16 protein-coding genes are annotated in these 17,811 nt (G+C 32.7%); 9 read left to right on the forward strand and 7 right to left on the reverse strand.

Features of this window, described 5'->3' with window-relative positions; all coding sequences use genetic code 11:
• Positions 1-6 precede the first annotated feature (6 nt).
• From ACYX4H_RS13380 to ACYX4H_RS13415, 8 genes are all read left to right on the forward strand, one after another.
• Complete coding sequence (locus tag ACYX4H_RS13380) at positions 7-1,665, forward strand: acetolactate synthase large subunit (protein ID WP_476236789.1); 1,659 nt, start codon at positions 7-9, stop codon at positions 1,663-1,665.
• Positions 1,666-1,668: 3 nt separating this feature from the next.
• The gene (locus tag ACYX4H_RS13385; RefSeq protein WP_476236790.1) at positions 1,669-3,036 is read left to right on the forward strand and encodes an NAD-dependent succinate-semialdehyde dehydrogenase; all 1,368 of its coding nucleotides are present in this window, start codon (positions 1,669-1,671) and stop codon (positions 3,034-3,036) included.
• 85 nt (positions 3,037-3,121) lie between these two features.
• Positions 3,122-3,715, forward strand: a complete 594-nt coding sequence (locus ACYX4H_RS13390; RefSeq protein WP_476236791.1) for an NAD(P)H-dependent oxidoreductase — start codon at positions 3,122-3,124, stop codon at positions 3,713-3,715.
• 3 nt (positions 3,716-3,718) lie between these two features.
• Complete coding sequence (locus ACYX4H_RS13395; RefSeq protein WP_476236792.1) at positions 3,719-5,614, forward strand: monovalent cation:proton antiporter-2 (CPA2) family protein; 1,896 nt, start codon at positions 3,719-3,721, stop codon at positions 5,612-5,614.
• A 12-nt stretch (positions 5,615-5,626) separates the two neighbouring features.
• The gene (locus ACYX4H_RS13400) at positions 5,627-6,511 is read left to right on the forward strand and encodes a helix-turn-helix domain-containing protein (RefSeq protein WP_476236793.1); all 885 of its coding nucleotides are present in this window, start codon (positions 5,627-5,629) and stop codon (positions 6,509-6,511) included.
• 99 nt (positions 6,512-6,610) lie between these two features.
• Positions 6,611-7,492, forward strand: a complete 882-nt coding sequence (locus ACYX4H_RS13405) for a nuclear transport factor 2 family protein (protein ID WP_476236794.1) — start codon at positions 6,611-6,613, stop codon at positions 7,490-7,492.
• Between the two features lie 11 nt (positions 7,493-7,503).
• Complete coding sequence (locus tag ACYX4H_RS13410; protein ID WP_476236795.1) at positions 7,504-7,869, forward strand: hypothetical protein; 366 nt, start codon at positions 7,504-7,506, stop codon at positions 7,867-7,869.
• Positions 7,870-7,946: 77 nt separating this feature from the next.
• Positions 7,947-8,138: a hypothetical protein gene (locus tag ACYX4H_RS13415; protein WP_476236796.1), complete on the forward strand. Its 192-nt coding sequence runs from the start codon at positions 7,947-7,949 to the stop codon at positions 8,136-8,138.
• Between the two features lie 70 nt (positions 8,139-8,208).
• On the opposite strand, the gene ACYX4H_RS13420 is transcribed toward ACYX4H_RS13415, so the two are convergent.
• The 7 genes from ACYX4H_RS13420 to ACYX4H_RS13450 all read right to left on the reverse strand — a co-directional run bounded on the left by ACYX4H_RS13420 (position 8,209) and on the right by ACYX4H_RS13450 (position 16,603).
• Complete coding sequence (locus tag ACYX4H_RS13420) at positions 8,209-9,366, reverse strand: iron-containing alcohol dehydrogenase (protein WP_476236797.1); 1,158 nt, start codon at positions 9,364-9,366, stop codon at positions 8,209-8,211.
• Between the two features lie 19 nt (positions 9,367-9,385).
• Entirely contained in the window at positions 9,386-10,018 is a 633-nt protein-coding gene (locus ACYX4H_RS13425) for a nitroreductase family protein (protein ID WP_474539507.1), read from the reverse strand.
• Between the two features lie 9 nt (positions 10,019-10,027).
• The gene (locus tag ACYX4H_RS13430) at positions 10,028-10,606 is read right to left on the reverse strand and encodes a TetR/AcrR family transcriptional regulator (RefSeq protein ID WP_476236798.1); all 579 of its coding nucleotides are present in this window, start codon (positions 10,604-10,606) and stop codon (positions 10,028-10,030) included.
• A 97-nt stretch (positions 10,607-10,703) separates the two neighbouring features.
• On the reverse strand, positions 10,704-11,603 hold the full coding sequence (locus ACYX4H_RS13435; RefSeq protein WP_476236799.1) for an EamA family transporter: 900 nt from the start codon (positions 11,601-11,603) through the stop codon (positions 10,704-10,706).
• 96 nt (positions 11,604-11,699) lie between these two features.
• Entirely contained in the window at positions 11,700-12,422 is a 723-nt protein-coding gene (locus tag ACYX4H_RS13440) for a hypothetical protein (RefSeq protein WP_476236800.1), read from the reverse strand.
• 161 nt (positions 12,423-12,583) lie between these two features.
• Entirely contained in the window at positions 12,584-13,297 is a 714-nt protein-coding gene (locus ACYX4H_RS13445) for a hypothetical protein (protein WP_476236801.1), read from the reverse strand.
• Positions 13,298-13,465: 168 nt separating this feature from the next.
• Positions 13,466-16,603 (reverse strand): WD40/YVTN/BNR-like repeat-containing protein, encoded by a 3,138-nt coding sequence (locus ACYX4H_RS13450; protein WP_476236802.1) that lies wholly within the window; start codon positions 16,601-16,603, stop codon positions 13,466-13,468.
• Between the two features lie 205 nt (positions 16,604-16,808).
• On the opposite strand from ACYX4H_RS13450, the gene ACYX4H_RS13455 reads away from it, so the two are divergent.
• A complete protein-coding gene (locus ACYX4H_RS13455; protein WP_476236803.1) occupies positions 16,809-17,810 on the forward strand; it encodes a metal-dependent hydrolase in 1,002 nt (333 codons plus the stop codon).
• The last annotated feature ends 1 nt before the right edge of the window (position 17,811 follow it).

Raw genomic sequence — 17,811 nt, forward strand, 5'->3', positions numbered from 1 at the left:
TACTACATGAAAGCATCAGATTTATTTATTAAAGCACTAGAAAACGAAGGCGTAGAATACATCTTTGGTTTACCCGGTGAAGAGAATTTAGATTTCTTAGAATCTCTACGAAAATCAAAAAAAATAAAATTGGTGCTAACACGCCATGAACAAGGTGCTGGTTTTATGGCCGCAACTTATGGCAGATTAACAGGCAAACCAGGTGTTTGTTTAGCTACTTTAGGTCCGGGCGCTACTAATTTAGTAACACCGGCCGCTTATGCGCAATTGGGCGCTATGCCTTTGGTAATGATTACGGGGCAAAAGCCTATTAAAAAAAGTAAACAAGGTAAATTTCAAATAATTGATGTGGTTGAAATGATGCAACCACTCACAAAATTTACTAAACAAGTTACACATGGTGCACATATTCCGTCAATAACGCGAGAGGCATTTAGGTTAGCTCAGGAAGAAAGACCCGGAGCTGTACATATTGAATTACCCGAAGATATTGCCGAAGAACAGGTTGAAGATGCTAATATTTTTGAAGTAGTAGATTATAGAATACCACACGTAGATACCGAAACGATAACAAAAGCAGCTACCATGATAAAGGCAGCAAAAAAGCCTTTATTACTTATAGGTGCTGGCGCAAACCGCAAAAGAGCTAGTGAAGCACTCACCAAATTTGTTGATGTGTTGGGTATTCCGTTTTTTAATACCCAAATGGGCAAAGGTATCATAGATGAAAGACATCCCATGTATTTGGGTACTGCTGCCTTGTCAGAGTCAGATTTCCTTCATGAAGCCATCAGTAATGCCGATGTTATAATAAATGTAGGGCATGATACCATTGAAAAACCACCGTTTTTTATGCATACTGAAGACACCCGAAAGGTCATTCACCTTAACTTTTTCCCTGCCGAAATTGATGAGGTTTATTTCCCGCATCTCAATGTTATAGGAGACATTGCTAACAGTGTTACACAATTAACAAAGGCTTTAAAAGTATTTGCAAAAAGCTGGGATATTGATTTCTTTTTAAAAGTAAAACAAAATGTAAACAAACACTTATCAAAATACAAAGAAGACAATAGGTTTCCTGTTTTGCCACAGCGTTTGGTAAATATTATTAGAAATACTTTACCCGAAAATGGCATTGTAACCTTAGATAACGGTATTTATAAAATTTGGTTTGCACGTAATTACCCAGCATACCAACAAAACAGTTTAATTTTAGATAATGCTTTGGCAACCATGGGCGCTGGTTTAGCTTCAGCAATTATGGCCAAAGAATTAAACCCAAATAAAAAAGTAATTTCGGTAAATGGCGATGGCGGTTTTATGATGAATTCTCAAGAACTTGAAACTGCAGTGCGATTAAATTTAGACTTGGTTGTTATTATTTTGAATGACAACGCCTACGGAATGATTAAATGGAAACAAGAGAATAATGGTTTTGGCGCTTACGGTTTAGATTATAAAAATCCTGATTTCATTAAATATGCCGAAAGTTTCGGTGCCAAGGGCTACAGAGCTTCATCTGTAGAAAATTTCCAAAACATTCTAGAAACCTCTTTAAATTCAAAAGGTGTACATATTATAGATTTACCTGTTGACTATTCACTAAATCACGAAATTCTAAATGTGCGCATAAAAGAATTTTCACAAAATTTAAAAAAATAAAAAATGGCAAACGCAATAAGTATAAATCCTTCAAACGGAAAAGAAATAGCAACCTACAAACGTAAAGATGAAGATGAATTAAATGATAAAATTTTAAAAGCACATAAAACTTTTAAAACTTGGAAAACACTTTCCTTTGAAGAACGTGCAACCTACATGCGAAAATTGGCTAATGTTTTAGAAACCAACAAAGAACACTACGCACAATTGGCTACTGCCGAAATGGGGAAAACAATTGGGCAGTCTAGAAAAGAAATAGAAAAATGTATCTGGATTTGTAATTATTATGCCGATAACACGAGTGATTTACTAGCTAATGAAACCGTTAAAACCGAAGCAAGTAAAAGCTATGTAGTATTTCAACCAATAGGCGTTGTTTTAGCAGTTATGCCTTGGAATTTTCCTTTTTATCAGGTTATAAGGTTTGCAGCACCTGCATTAATGGCGGGTAATATTGGGGTACTTAAACACGCATCAAACGTACAAGGTTGTGCATTTGCTTTAGAAGATGCTTTTAAACAAGCAGGTTTTCCAGAATATACTTTTACAAACCTAAATATAAGTTCTAAATTAGTTAAAAATGTTATTGAAAACCAAGCTGTTGCTGCTGTTACATTAACGGGTAGTGATCCTGCCGGAAGATCGGTAGCTTCTATCGCTGGCCAAAATCTTAAAAAAACAGTTATGGAACTTGGCGGTAGTGATGCTTATATTATTTTAGAAGATGCCGATTTAGATAAAGCCACAGATTTAGCCACATTTGGTAGGCTACAAAACAACGGACAAACATGTATTGCAGCCAAACGTTTTGTTGTTTTAGAAAGCATTTATGACGAATTTTTAGAGCGTTACAAAACTAAAATGGCCGCTGCTAAAATGGGAAGTCCGTTAGATGAAGATACCTATTTTGGCCCCATGGCACGAGTAGATTTAAGAGACGAGCTACATGAACAAGTAACCAAAACTATTGAGCAAGGTGGAAAATTAATTTTAGGTGGTACTATACCAGAAACAGATGGTGCTTATTATCCAGCTACAATTTTAGCCGATTTAAAACCAGGAATGGAAGGTTTTGATAATGAGCTATTTGGCCCTGTTGCTTCAGTTATTAAAGCCAAAGATGAAGCTGAAGCTATAGCGCTTGCAAACAACTCACAATTTGGTTTGGGGTCTGGTGTTATTACAAGCAACAAAGCACGCGGTGAAAACATAGCATTGCAACTTGAAGCTGGTAGTAGCTTTGTAAATAAATTAGTGGTTTCAGATCCGAGATTACCATTTGGCGGTGTTAAAAACAGTGGTTACGGTAGAGAGTTAGCAGGCTATGGTATCAAAGAATTTACAAATACAAAATCTGTTTGGGTAGATTAAAGTGCTATTAAAAGTTAAATTATTACTAACTTTAACATAGGCTATTACAAGCTTGTAATCTCTTAACATCAACCAATTTCAGCTAATGAAAAAAGTTCTCATCCTTTTTGCACATCCTAAATTTGAAAAATCTAGAGTTAATGCAACGCTTATTGAGCGATTAAAGGATAAAGCTCATGTTACATTTCACGATTTGTATGAGCATTATCCTAACTTTCATATCAATGTGCAGCATGAACAAGAGTTACTGCTTCAGCACGACATTATTATTTGGCATCATCCGCTGTATTGGTACAGCAGTCCCGCCATTTTAAAGCAATGGAAAGACTTGGTTTTAGAGTTTAACTGGGCATACGGTCCAAACGGAAAAGTATTGCACAACAAAACCGTTTTTAACGTAATAACTACTGGCGGATCTCGCGAAGTGTATTGTACAGAAGGGTATAATACGTATACAATTAATGAGTTTTTAAGACCTTTTGAACAAACTGCAAAATTATGTGGTATGAACTATTTACCGCCTTTTGCAGTTATGGGAACACATCATTTATCTGATGATGATTTATTGGATTACGCCAACCAATACGAACAGCTAATTGATTTGTTACAAGGTGATTTTAAAGCAACCCAATTATCAAATTGCTTTTTCTTGAACGATTTAGAAATTTTAAACGCGTAATGTATGTCTGGAAGTTTATTATTTGAAGCAATTGTTTTTCTAGCTGGTGCCATTATTTGTGTATCAATAGCTAAACGATTGGGTTTAAGCTCAGTCATTGGATATTTATTAGCTGGTGTACTTATCGGTCCTTATGTTTTGGGATTTATTGGTGAAGAAGGTGAAGATATTTTACACTTTGCTGAGTTTGGCGTTGTAGTAATGCTGTTTTTAATAGGATTAGAAATTGAACCTAAAAATTTCTGGAACATGCGAAAGTCCATTCTCGGAATGGGCGGAATACAAGTGGCACTAACCATTGGGTTAACCTATGTGTTATTTGCTTTTTTAGGTTATGAATGGCAAGTTGCTCTTGCAATTGGTATGGCTGTGGCGCTCTCATCAACTGCAATTGCGTTACAAACCATAAAGGAAAAAGGGTTAATGAACACCACCTTTGGTTCAAGTTCATTTTCAATATTATTATTTCAAGATATTATTGTTATATTTATGATTGGTATCTTGCCTTTATTTAGTAATTCATCTGAAGAAACAACAACTACAAATACACATGCAACAGAGACTTTAATTGAAAGCTTACCAATTGGTTTACAGACTTTAGCAATTATACTTTCCGTAGTTTTAATTGTTATAGCGGGTCGTTTTGTAGTGGTGCCCATGTTGCGCAAAGTGGCTAAAACAGGCGTGAGAGAATTGTTGATTGCGGCTGCGTTTTTAATCGTTTTCGGAATTTCATACTTAATGGAATTTGTTGGTTTAAGTCCAGCTCTAGGTGCCTTTTTAGGCGGTGTTGTTTTATCTACAAGTGAATTTAAGCATGAATTAGAAAGCACGCTAGAACCGTTTAAAAATCTACTACTCGGACTCTTTTTTATGGCGGTTGGTGCGTCTATTAATTTTGTGGTGATTGCGAATAGCCCGTTAACTATTGGCGGTATTTTACTCGCTATTGTTGCCATAAAAGCGTTGGTATTATTTATTACAGGGCGTATTTTCAAATTAAAACTCGATCAAAATGTGCTATTAACTTTCAGTTTAGCGCAGGTTGGTGAGTTTGCTTTTGTACTGCTGTCGTTCGCCTTTCAGCTTAATATTTTAGAACAAGCACAAATGGATATGATGTTGGTAGTTACCGCAGTCTCAATGTCATTAACACCAATTTTAGCTGTGGTAAACGAGCGTTTTATTCTTCCTAAAATAGGAACTAAAGAATCTATTAAACGCCCAATGGATCATATTGCTAAATCGCAAAAAGTAATATTAGTTGGTTTTGGGCATTTTGGTAGTACGGTTGGCCGATTTTTGCGTTCACACGGTGTAGAAGCCACCATTTTAGATTTCGATTCTAACCGAGTAGATTTTTTACGTAAAATGGGATTCGAAGTGTATTATGGTGATGCCACACGCGAAGATTTGTTAGAATCTGCCGGAATTGCAGAAGCTAAATTACTCATTTGCGCCACAAATAAAGTTTCTGTAGCAAAAGCGATTAGTAAAATTGTGAAAGAAAAATATCCGCATGTTGAAATGTTGGTTCGCACAAAAAACCGTTACGATGCTTACGAGTTATTAAATCTTGACGTAACTAATATTTACCGAGAAACTTTAGATACGTCGTTAGCGTTGGCCAGTGATGCCCTTAATAAATTAGGCTTTAGAAAATACACGTTGAATCGTCAAGTACAGAATTTTATTAAATATGATGAAGCCAGTTTACGTCGTTTAGCAACCTCACCAAAACGTGATGACGATTATATATTTAACGCCCGAAAGGAACTTCAACAACAGGAAAAACTACTTGAAGATGATTTTAAAAGAGGTATTGTAGCTTATGATAATCATTGGGATAGCGAGCATATTAGAAAGCAATTAGAAAAATCTAATGAAGCCATAAGTTAAAATAGGGCAGAGGTGGCACAAAAAGATCTTCCAAATATTGAGTTTAAATCTAAAAAACCAAACAATTCTGGCGTAGAAATTCTTACCATTGAAAATTTAGCCAGTCGTAAAGATTTAGTGAAAGACCATCATCCAGAAAAAGCACATCAAGTGGCTTTTAATATGATTGTGTACTATACCGAAGGTGAAAGCCAACAACTGGTAGACTTTGTATGGCATCCGGTGAAAAAAAACACTATAATTCATATTTCAAAAGGTCAGATAAATGCTTTCAAATTTACCAAAGAATTAAAGGGTTATATTTTATTGTTTACTTCGAAATATCTTCAAAAGCAAATTAATGCATTACCTAAAAATGAAATTATTAGGTTGTTTAATGCGCACTTGTTTTCACCCATCATTCAAGTTCCTAAAGATTCAAATGTGTTGCAGTATTTTAATTTATTTTATGAAGAATATACCAATTCAAACGAAGATTACAATCAAGAAAACACCTATAAAGCCTTACATTCAATTATTTTTTCAAAATTAGAACGCTTAAAGCAATATCAAACATTTCATCTTAAACAATCTGAAAAGCTTCAAACGTTTCTACAATTCAAATCACTATTAGAAAAGCATTACAAATTAAGTAGAAATGCCGATTTTTTTGCCGAAAAACTTAACATTACCTACAAACACCTTAACACCATTTGTAAATCTACTGTTAGTATTACAGCCAAACAATTTATTGATCAGTTTTTGGTATTAGAAGCTAAACGTTTACTTATAAATTCAGAAATTAAGAGTACCGAATTAGCTTATAATTTAGGGTTTGAAGAGCCTACAAATTTTGTGAAATACTTTAAAAAACATACAGGATTAACCCCAAATAACTTCAAAAAAGAATATCTGTAAATACTTAGGTTCGATATTTACCATTTTTCTTCTGAAATCTATCTTAATACAAGTTAAGTTTCATAATAATTTTGCTGTGTAATTAAAGCACAAACCAAAATGAAACATTTAGTAACAGCATTATCGCTAGCATTAGTTATAGCATCATGCAAATCTGAAAAACAAAGCAAAAACACGCAAAAAGAAGAAATAAACGCTATGGAAACACAAGTTAAATTATCTAATAAAGATAAAGTGGTCGCACTTTTAAAAAGTATAGAAACTGGAGATAAAACACCAGCAAGCTACATTAATCCAGAAAAATACATTCAGCATAACTTAACTGTAGCCGATGGTTTAGCAGGATTTGGAGCAATATTGCAAAACGCACCAGAAGGCGGATTTAAAGTAAATACTATAAGAGCTTTTGAAGATGGTGATTATGTATTTACACAAACAGAATATGATTTTTTTGGACCAAAAATAGGTTTTGATGTTTTTCGATTCGAAAATGGTTTAATTGTAGAACATTGGGATAATTTAATTGAAAAACAACCCGAAAATCCAAGTGGTCGCACGCAAATAGATGGTACAACAACTATTACCGATTTAGATAAAACCGAAGCTAACAAAACATTAGTATTAAACTTTGCAAATGATGTTTTAGTGAATGGAAAAATGGATAAGCTTCAAAGTTACTTTAATGACGATAATTACATACAACACAACCCAAATATTGCCGATGGTTTATCTGGACTAGGGCAAGCGTTAGAAGCTATGGCGAAACAAGGTATAAATATGGAGTTTGATACCGTACACAAAACATTAGGTGAAGGTAATTTTGTATTAACCATTAGCGAAGGTCGTTTTGCAGGTAAACCAACCTCATATTATGATTTATTTAGAGTAGAAGACGGTAAAATTGCAGAACACTGGGATGTAATGGAAACCATTTTACCTGAAACTGATAGAAAAAACACAAACGGAAAATTTAACTTTTAATAAAACCAACAATGAAATACGCAATAATTATATTTTTAAGTTTAACAGCTTTAAGCTTTAATAAAAAAGAAAAAAACATGGACACTTATGTAATAGAAATAACCACTTTCAAAATGAAATCAACAGTAAATGCTGATGAGTTTTGGATTGAAGATGCCAAGGTAGATACTAATTATACCAGTAAACAACCTGGTTATATTAGTAGAGAAAGCGCTTTTGATGACGACACCAATGAAGTATTAGTAGTAGCTAAATGGAAGACAATGACAGATGCAGAAAATTCTATGCAAAAATTTATGAAAGACACATCTGTTGCAACATATGCCAATATGATTGATGGAAATACAATGAAAATGAAAAGGTATATCGTAAAATAATAGGTGTAAATTAATAGCAGAAAAGACTACCATTTTGGGTAGTCTTTTCATTTGTTAACCATAAAAACAACTTAAAAATGTCAGATGTAAGAACATGCCCAACCTGTGCCGCAAAAGCAAAGTATAAAGAAAACGAAGGTGTAGAAACTTTTACAGCAGTACAAGATGAAGAGGCTTTTAAGAAAATAGAACAGATGAAGAAAGCTCTAGAAAAGTTTAAAGCCAAAACAGAAGCTTTAGAGAAGGAATTGAAAGCTTTGAAATCATAAAAAAAACAGGACTTTATGTAAAATAAAGTCCTGTTTTTCTTTATGATTATTATATTAAAGCTATACTATTTTAATATGCCATAGTTACTATTTTTTTAGCGTCTGTTGGCAATAATTCTTGTTTTTCACCCAATTTCCAGCCACGATCTTCAAAACGTTTTTCTACTTCTTCAGCAGTACCTTCAAACTTATCTGTGTAATCAGATAATTTAGTATCTATACCTAACTGGCGGTAAAACGCTTCGGTTTTCTCAATAGCAGCATAGGCTTTATCATCAATACTACCTTCGGTTACATTCCAAACACGTTCTGCGTATTGCGCTAATTTTTCTTTTTTAGCTTCAAAATTATACTTGTAATGGCTTGGTGCAATAACAGCTAATGTTCTGGCATGATCTATTCCAAATAAAGCGGTTAATTCGTGTCCCATCATATGGATGGCCCAGTCACCTGGAACTCCTTGTTGTATAAGTCCGTTTAACGCCATAGTACAGCTCCACATAAAGTTAGACGCTGCTTCATAATTTGTAGGATCTTCTAATACTTTTGGTGCAACTTCTATTAAGGTTTGAATAATACTTTCGGCAAATCTATCTTGTAATAATGCGCCAACAGGATAGGTCATATACTGCTCTAAAACGTGTGTAAAAGCATCAGCTAAACCGTTTGCTAATTGACGTTGTGGAATAGAGGTAATTACCGAAGGATCTAATATTGAAAACTGCGGAAATAAACCTGGTCCGCCCATAGCTAATTTCTCTTTAGTTTCTTCTCTGGTAATAACTGCTCCAGAATTCATTTCAGATCCTGTAGCAGGTAAGGTTAATACGGTACCAAATGGCATTCCTTTTTCAGTACGCACTTTGTTTATTAAAATATCCCAAGGTGTGTCACCGTCATAAACTGCAGCAGCCGATAAAAATTTTGTTCCGTCAATTACAGAACCGCCACCAACAGCTAATAAATAGGTGATGTTTTCTTCTTTAATGACTTTTAAAGCGTTCATTAAAATATCATATTCTGGATTAGCAGGAATACCTCCAAACTCGGTAACGTCTACGTTAGCTAAAGCGGTTTTTACTTTATCATAAATACCATTTTTTTTAATACTACCACCACCATAAAGCATTAATACTTTGGCATCTTGTGGTATTTGATTTTTTAGTTTTTCTATTGAATCCTTTCCAAAAATGATTTTGGTAGGATTTTTAAATTCAAAATTGTTCATTTTCTTTCTCTTTTTTTAATTAGTCAATTACGGTTACTAAATCTTCCATAGGTTTTCTAACCTTTACAAGATTTACCAACCAATCATTTTCTTCTTCTCTATAACCAAGCGGTAACAATACTGCACTACGTAAGCCTTTTTCGCGTAAGCCTAAAATTTTATCTACAGCTTCAGGATCAAAACCTTCAATTGGTGTTGCATCTACACCTTCAAAAGCAGCAGCTGCGATTGCTTGAGAAAATGCAATGTAGGCTTGTTTTGCCGCGTGATTAAAGTTTTCTTCTTCGTCTTTTTGTGGATATGCGTTAAGTAACATTTGACGGTAATTCTCCCAACCTTCATTTTTAAAACCACGAATATCGTTGGTTAAATCGAACATGTAATTAATGCGATCTGCAGTGTACGTGTCCCAAGCAGCAAAAACGAGTAGGTGAGAGCACTCTGTAATAACTCTTTGGTTCCAAGCTATTGGTTTAATTTGTTCTTTAATGTCTTGGTTTTTTACCACAAAAATTTCGAAAGGTTGCAAACCACTAGACGTTGGTGCTAATCTTGCAGCTTCTAAAATACGTTCTACTTTTTCTTCTGGTACGGCTTTACCGTTCATAGCCTTAGCGGCATATCTCCAATTTAATTTATCTAATAATTCCATAGTTTGTTTTTATTTTTTTATACTGTTCCAAGCTGCTTCAAAAGCATTTTTAATTAAGGTGTCATCTAAAGTAATTGCGCCACGTTTTTGAGCTAACATTAAAAAAGCTAACGGGTTTATAGCGTAGGCGTATAAAATATAGTCTGAATATGGCTTAATAATACCTTCGGCTTTACCTTTTGCCCACAAATCCAAAAGTGGTTGTAAGTGTTTAATGCCTTCTTGTCTGCTAGCTTCATCAATCATTGGTGTATTATCACATTGTGCTAAAAAGAGAGCGTGTTCGCATTGTTTTAGTTTAAAATCTGCAATTCGATTCCAGATGTATTGAAATGCTTCTTTTACAGGTGCATTGGCATCATAATTTTCAAAAGTAAAACGTGTAAATTCAGTTTTTACATCTATGTAAGTTTGATTCACTAAATCTTGCTTGTTTTCAAAATATAAATAGATTGTTGCTGGCGAAACATTAGCCATTTTAGCAATTTTACTCATAGGTGTAGCGTGGAAACCATTGTTGTTTACCAAATCAATAGTTGCCTTAATTAAAGCGTTACGCTTGTCTATGCTTTTTTGAAGTTTTGCCATTACTTTTAATTCTACTATGCAAAGGTAGAAAAAAGTGAATGAACATTCATTTTTTTTAACAAATGTTTAATGTAAATACGCTAATTATAACAAAATTTTAACTGTATAGAATAAGAAAAACGCCTGCCATAATACCTGCTAAAGGTACCAGTTTTTTGCGTTTATTTTGCTCTTTAAAAATGAAGCCACCAACCACAACGGCTATGATAATTTGACTACGTTTAATAGCTGACAGTAGCATAATTAAAGCATCAGGATCTTGTAAAGCCTTAAAGTAAAAATAGTCGGCTGCTTGCAATAAAATGCCAACTGCAATTATAGACCATCTGAATTTGAATGCTTTACGTTTTTCTGTAAAAGGAAACCAAGTTATACTTAAAATAATTAGTAAAATAAGAATAGTGTAGAGGCAGAACCAAAATTGTAATGTTTGCGGATTTAAGCTTAAATTTTGAATTAAAAATTTATCATATAATCCGCTACTAGCTCCCAAAAACGTTGCGCCAATAATGGCAAATATCCATTTATTTCGTTTGAAAATGATGCCTTCCTTTTTTCCTATTTTTGAATATAGAATTACCGAAAAAATAATGAGAAAAAAACCTATCCATTGATAAAAATTAGGACTTTCTCTGTAAATAACTATGGCGCCAATAAAGGTAAAAAATGGACCTGCAGAACGAATAGGTGTTACAATAGTTATAGGTAAATGTTTTAATGCTTGATACGCTAATAACCATGATGCTGCCATTATAGCTGATTTTATGATTATAAAACCATGTTGTTGCCATGAAATATCTTGAAAATTATAGCCTTTACTTTGGGCATATTCCGGATAAAAAACAGATAACACATAAAAAAAAGCTATAAAAACAAAACCACTAGATACAGTGCCTAACAACACCGGAAATGCCTCATTACCCTGTACTGCATGCTTTTTACAAAGATTGTGTAAACCTAAAAACAACGCAGCTAATAAACCTAAATACATCCACATAATGGGCGCAAATATAGTTTGTTCTTAAGGTTTAAAATAGGAGTTTGTATTAATTTTATTTAAAAAAAAAATAAAATTATTTGAAGCAATATAACACTAATTTCTTTTTGTTTTAATTGGACTTGTTTCAACAATAAATTTTGTTAAAAAGAAAAGTGCCGTGAAATGTGTTAGTAAAATTAAAACCGAAAAAAACTTATGAGAATATAAATATTGGTTTATTGTACTAAGCGTTATTTGAAAAAAAAGTAAAATACCTGAAATTAATATTATAGGACCATTTTTATAAACATTACTTAAATAAATAACTGCAATTGCTGTTAAATAAACTACCAGTAAAAAGGCACATAAAAATGTAATAATAATTTTATTTCCAACTATAAAACTCATTAAATAACTTAAAATCATGTATAAAACATAACCAATAAATAAAACACTTATTAAAACATGAGCTTTTAAGAAATTACTCAATTTACTATGGGTTAAATAATTTTTAATTACCAGAATAAACCCAATTAAATATGTTGATGTTAGAAGCGCCACAACATGCTGAAATTTTGAAAAAGCCAACAAAGAAATAATATCTGTTACAAAAACAATACATAAAGCTATTACAAAAAGCAGGTTAAGTTTTTGCTTTTTTTGGGTTACATAAAAAGATAACAAATTAAATCCTAATAAGGGCACAACATAAATTTGACAACGCCTCTCAAAAAAGAAGGCTATTACACTTCCTATTAAAAGAAGAACATAAAAGCTAGTTATTAAAGCCTTTTTTAAGCCATTATTAGGATTTATATTTTTATTAAAAACAAACATTAAATGTTATTCACTTTTTTTTAAAAAAAGTAGGTTAAGTTTGTTTTAATCGATTTGGTTTTACAAATATATTAGCCAAATTCAATTTAAACAGTTGTTATTAGTTAAATATTCTTGTATGTATAGATGAATACAAATTTAAAGAAGGTAAGCTGTTAATTTTAAACAAATCTTTCTTCAGTGTTTTTAACACTGCTCACCTTAGTTTCAACAATAAACTTCATTAAAAAGTAAATTGCTACAAAATGTGTAATAATTATTAAAACAGTAAAAAACTTATTAAAATACAAATACTCATTTATAGTACTTAATCCCATTTGAAAAAATAACAAAATACCTGAGGTTAAAACATTTAAACAATTTTCATAAACATCGTTTATATAAATAACCGATACTGTAAACATAAAAACCACTATACTAATAGCGCATATTAAAGAGAAGAATAATTCATTATCTGAGATTTGTTCCATCAAAAAACTTAAAACAGTGTAAATAATATATAGTATTAAACCAAAACTAATTATTACATGGCTTTTTAAAAATGACTTTAACGTGCCTTTTTTTAAATATTTTTTTAAAACTACTGAAAATAATACCAAATGTAATGTTGTTAAATTGGTTATCCATAGGTAAAACCTATCAAAATTATAAAGTGAAAAAAAATTAGAAACTAAAACCGCAATTAATGCTGCTATAAATAGTAAATTGGCTTTTTTTTTGGTTTTGTGTATGTATGTAATTATTAATGCCAAAACAGCTGCAGGTACAATAATGTACAACTGTTGCTTTTGTAAAAAAGCACTCATAATAACTGATGCTGCAGCTAAAACAAAAAACAAAACATCAAAAAAAGTTATTTTGGCAACATCATTCATTCAACATTACAGTTTACTTTAGTGTATTTAATTTTAATAAGATATTGATAGACTATCAAATTTAGTTATTAATTTTCATTGAGTTTATAATTAAATGATGAAATAATTATTTTAAAAAGCATTTTCATCTTTTTTATAGATTAAATGCATCATACTTTAAAAAAGTAGTTATTTTAAATTAATAGCACCAATACCTTCTTTCCATAACATTGCATTAAAACCGGGTATTTTAGTATTAATTAAATTATCTGCTGTTTGTTTTAAAGTTTTCCATTGTTTATCTAATTCTTGTTTCCTAAGTACTGATGCTTGGGTTATTTTTGGTAAACTGCTGTTAGTTTGATTCATTAAAAATAAATAATCTGCTGTAAATTTATTTTCAAAGTTTTCAACGTCATCATATGCTTGAGATTTTCGTTGTACCATTTTTTCATCCCAGTTTTTTATGGCTTTCAATATACTATCACCTGTTTTAATAACATCAGAGTCTTTATTCTTCTTTTTTAACCTAATTAATGCCTTACTTATATCTTTAGCTACTGAATTTAACAAGTTAACCTTGTTATGCATTTCGGTAACATTGGCTTCTAATTCGCTCATAATTGTATCATAAGCTATGTATTCATCTTTTGTGATATTGTAGTCTGGATTTTCTTTAATTACCGCTTTTGTAGTATACGTTTTTCCATCATAACTTAATGTAATTGTATATTCACCTGGTATAACTTTGTGACCGTTAAAACTAGCTTCAATATAAACCTTTGGTATACCGGGCACAATTTTATGTTGCATATTCCACACAAAACGGTTTAAACCTTCTTTTTTAGACAGCATAGGAGCTCTTGGTGCACCACCACCGTTATGTGGCACGTAGGTAGAATCTTTTACAGAAGTATATGTATTAATAAGTTTACCGTTACTATCTGTTACTTTTAACGTAACAGGTTTTGATTTTTCTACCTTTGGAAGCTCATAATACAGCTCAATACCGTTAGTTGGATTAACACCAACAAAGTTTTGCATACCATTAAATTTATCAATATTGCCGTTCATTCTGCTTCCCCAATTGCCATAGTAAATAGGCTCTGGTTCATATAATTTTACACCTTTGATTTTGGCTTCGTATTGTGATAATAATGACAAATTATCTAATATCCAGAATGATCTGCCTGAAGTTGCTACAATTAAATCATTTTGGTGTACCATTATATCTAAAATGGGTGTTTGCGGCAAGTTTCTTTGAAAAGATTCCCATGTATTTCCATCATCAAAAGATATATAAATACCCAATTCTGTACCTGCATACAATAGTCCTTTTTTAGCTTTATCTTCTCTAATTACTCTGGTGTGAGCACCTTGTGGAATGCCGTTATTAATAGCTTTCCATGTTTTTCCATAATCATTACTTTTAAAAAGGGCAGGCGTGTAGTTGCCTAGTTTATATTTGGTAGTAGCTATGTAAACCACTGCCGGATTGTGTGGCGATACTTCAATAGCATTAATAAGTGTTTCTCCTAATTTTTTAGGTGTAATATTCTGCCAGGTTTTGCCATTATCTTTGGTAATGTGCACCAAACCATCATCACTACCGGAGTAAAACACGCCTTTTTCATGAGGCGATTCTATTAAATAACTAATAGTGCCATAATTTTCGGCACCAACAGCTTCATTGGTATATGGGCCACCGCCTTTACCTTGCTTTTCATCAATATTTCTAGTTAAATCTGGAGAGAAATGTGTCCAGGTTTTTCCCATATCAGTAGATTTTAAAACCAATTGTGCTGCATGAAAAATAGTGTTTGGCTCATGTTGAGACCAAATAATAGGCGCATTCCAATTAAAAAGATATTTCATGTCTCTGGCGGCTTTTCCTAGATATTGAATAGGCGCAGCCATAATTTTGGTGCTTACTTTAGTTTTCATATTTAAAGCCTCTATAGTACCTAAGTAGCTTCCGCCAACAGTAACGGTTGGATTATCTTTGTTGAAGGCTAAAAATGCACTTTCACCACCAGCAGCCGGTGTCCAGTTACGTTCTGTAATGCTGCTACCTGTCAAATTCATACTTGCAATTTTTACCGAAGTATTGTCTTGCTGGCCCGCGTAAATATTATAAGGAAAATCATTATCAACATTAATACGGTAAAATTGCGCGGTAGGCATAATATCTTGTGAAGACCAACTTTTTGCAAAATTAAAGGAAATTGCTGCGCCACCATCATTGGCAATTACCATATTTTTTGAGTCGTTTGGGTTAATCCATAAATCATGAAAATCGCCATGAGTTCCGGTAATTCTTTCCCAAGATTTCCCACCATCTTTAGAGCGTAGTGCTGGTGCGCTCAATACATAAACAGTTTCATCATCTTTAGGATCAACAAAAACTTCAATATAATACCAAGCGCGTTGTGTTAACCTGTTATCACCACTTACTTGTTTCCAAGATTTCCCTGCGTTGTTTGATACATATAAACCACTTTTATCGGTTTCTGAATCACTTTCAATAAGCGCATACACTTTATTGCTATTGCTACGGCAAACCGTAATAGCCAATTTACCTAAGGCTTTTGGTAAACCATTTTCTAATTTTGTCCATGTTTCACCAGCATCGGTAGATTTATATAAACCACTACCTTGGCCACCACTAATCATTTTCCAAGGTGTTCTTTGATGATGCCATAAAGCCGCATAAAGCACTTGCGGATTATTCATATCTATTGATAATTCTGAAGCACCAGAAAAATCATTAACAAATAAAGTTTTTTTCCAAGTTTTACCACCATCAACAGATTTATAAACGCCACGTTCTTGGGTTGGGGAACTATATTTTCCTTGGGCAGCTACGTAAACAATATCTGGATTTGTTGGATGAATAACAATTCTAGAAATTTGTTCGGTTTTAGTTAAACCAATGTGTTTCCATGTTTTTCCGGCATCGGTAGATTTGTAAACACCATCACCGTAAGAGGTCATTACACCTCGTATAGCGTGTTCACCCATGCCAACATAAATAATATTGGGGTTACTTTCTGAAGCAGCTACAGCACCAACAGAACCTGTTTTAAAAAAACCATCACTAATGTTATTCCAGTGCGCACCAGCATCTTCAGTTTTCCAAAGACCACCTCCTGTGGTTCCCATATAATAGGTGAGTGGGTTATTTACAACACCAGTGGCACTCACAGAACGTCCGCCTCTAAACGGACCAATATTTCTGTATTTCATAGAAGAAAAATACGTATTCGCGTCTTGAGCAATTAATAACACTGGTACTAATAATAATGTATACGTTATTTTGAATTTCATAAAAAAATGATGGTTTGTTTTCCACTAAATTACATGATTTATTTTGAATAAAATAACATAATAATTATCTGTTTAATTTGATAAAAACCCTTATGGATTTTTACGAAAAATCTAAATTTAACATCATATTTTTATTATTTAAAAAGTTATAGTAACTTTTAATAATAGTTATTTTTGCGTATACAATTAGTTATTACATAAAGTATTGGATTCACTAACACAAATAGTATTGGGCGCCGCAGTAGGTGAAGCCATTTTAGGAAAAAAAATAGGCAATAAAGCATTGCTTTACGGGGCTATTGCTGGTACAATACCAGATCTTGATGTGTTACTTGGAAATTTTACAGATACTATAACTGCCATAGAACTGCATCGTGGTTTTAGTCATTCAATAGTATTTTGTTTGTTTATGGCACCTTTATTGGGGTTGCTAGTTAATAAATTTGAAAAAAAACAAAATCTTGGTTGGCAACCATGGGCAAAATTGTTTTTTTGGTGTTTAGTAACACACCCCATGTTAGATGCTTTTACCACATGGGGCACACAACTTTTTTGGCCTTTTAACTTAAAACTTGCCTTTAACGCTATTTTTGTAATAGACCCTTTGTACACATTACCGTTTCTATTTTGTTGTATTGTTGTAATGTTTTGCAAACGCAATTCAAAACTAAGAAGGCGATTTAATAATTTTGGTTTATTATTTTCAACAAGTTATTTATTGGTAACACTTGTTTTAAAGTTTGCAGCACACCAAAAAATTGAGCAAGCATTACAAGATCAAGACATTGAATATACAGCTATAAGTACACGTCCGGCACCATTAAATACTATTTTATGGAATGCTAATATTGATACCAAAGAGGATTACCTCATAACAGATTACTCATTTTTTGATACAAAACCCTTAAAATTCACCAAATACCCTAAAAACCGTGAAACTTCATTTTTTTTAACAAAACACCCTAATGTTCAACGCCTTATAAATATTTCTGAAGGTTGGTATATCATTGAACAAAAAGAAGGCGTGTGGTACTTTAATGATTTGCGTTTTGGATTAATCCCCAAAAAAGATGGTACTTCGTTTTTTACATTTTCTTATGCTTTAGAAAAAAATAATGGGCAAATAGAAGCTACTGAAGTTCCAAAAACTGGTCGTGATGCTAAATTTTTGATGAATTTTTTATGGAACCGGATTGAAGGAAATTAAA

Source organism: Seonamhaeicola sp. ABD4_340 (genome assembly GCF_056312135.1).

Coding starts and splice junctions, on each gene's coding strand:
- ACYX4H_RS13380 (WP_476236789.1), top strand. CDS start 7: ATGAAAGCATCAGATTTATTTATTAAAGCACTAGAAAACGAAGGCGTA.
- ACYX4H_RS13385 (WP_476236790.1), top strand. CDS start 1,669: ATGGCAAACGCAATAAGTATAAATCCTTCAAACGGAAAAGAAATAGCA.
- ACYX4H_RS13390 (WP_476236791.1), top strand. CDS start 3,122: ATGAAAAAAGTTCTCATCCTTTTTGCACATCCTAAATTTGAAAAATCT.
- ACYX4H_RS13395 (WP_476236792.1), top strand. CDS start 3,719: ATGTCTGGAAGTTTATTATTTGAAGCAATTGTTTTTCTAGCTGGTGCC.
- ACYX4H_RS13405 (WP_476236794.1), top strand. CDS start 6,611: ATGAAACATTTAGTAACAGCATTATCGCTAGCATTAGTTATAGCATCA.
- ACYX4H_RS13410 (WP_476236795.1), top strand. CDS start 7,504: ATGAAATACGCAATAATTATATTTTTAAGTTTAACAGCTTTAAGCTTT.
- ACYX4H_RS13415 (WP_476236796.1), top strand. CDS start 7,947: ATGTCAGATGTAAGAACATGCCCAACCTGTGCCGCAAAAGCAAAGTAT.
- ACYX4H_RS13420 (WP_476236797.1), bottom strand. CDS start 9,366: ATGAACAATTTTGAATTTAAAAATCCTACCAAAATCATTTTTGGAAAG.
- ACYX4H_RS13425 (WP_474539507.1), bottom strand. CDS start 10,018: ATGGAATTATTAGATAAATTAAATTGGAGATATGCCGCTAAGGCTATG.
- ACYX4H_RS13430 (WP_476236798.1), bottom strand. CDS start 10,606: ATGGCAAAACTTCAAAAAAGCATAGACAAGCGTAACGCTTTAATTAAG.
- ACYX4H_RS13435 (WP_476236799.1), bottom strand. CDS start 11,603: ATGTGGATGTATTTAGGTTTATTAGCTGCGTTGTTTTTAGGTTTACAC.
- ACYX4H_RS13440 (WP_476236800.1), bottom strand. CDS start 12,422: ATGTTTGTTTTTAATAAAAATATAAATCCTAATAATGGCTTAAAAAAG.
- ACYX4H_RS13445 (WP_476236801.1), bottom strand. CDS start 13,297: ATGAATGATGTTGCCAAAATAACTTTTTTTGATGTTTTGTTTTTTGTT.
- ACYX4H_RS13450 (WP_476236802.1), bottom strand. CDS start 16,603: ATGAAATTCAAAATAACGTATACATTATTATTAGTACCAGTGTTATTA.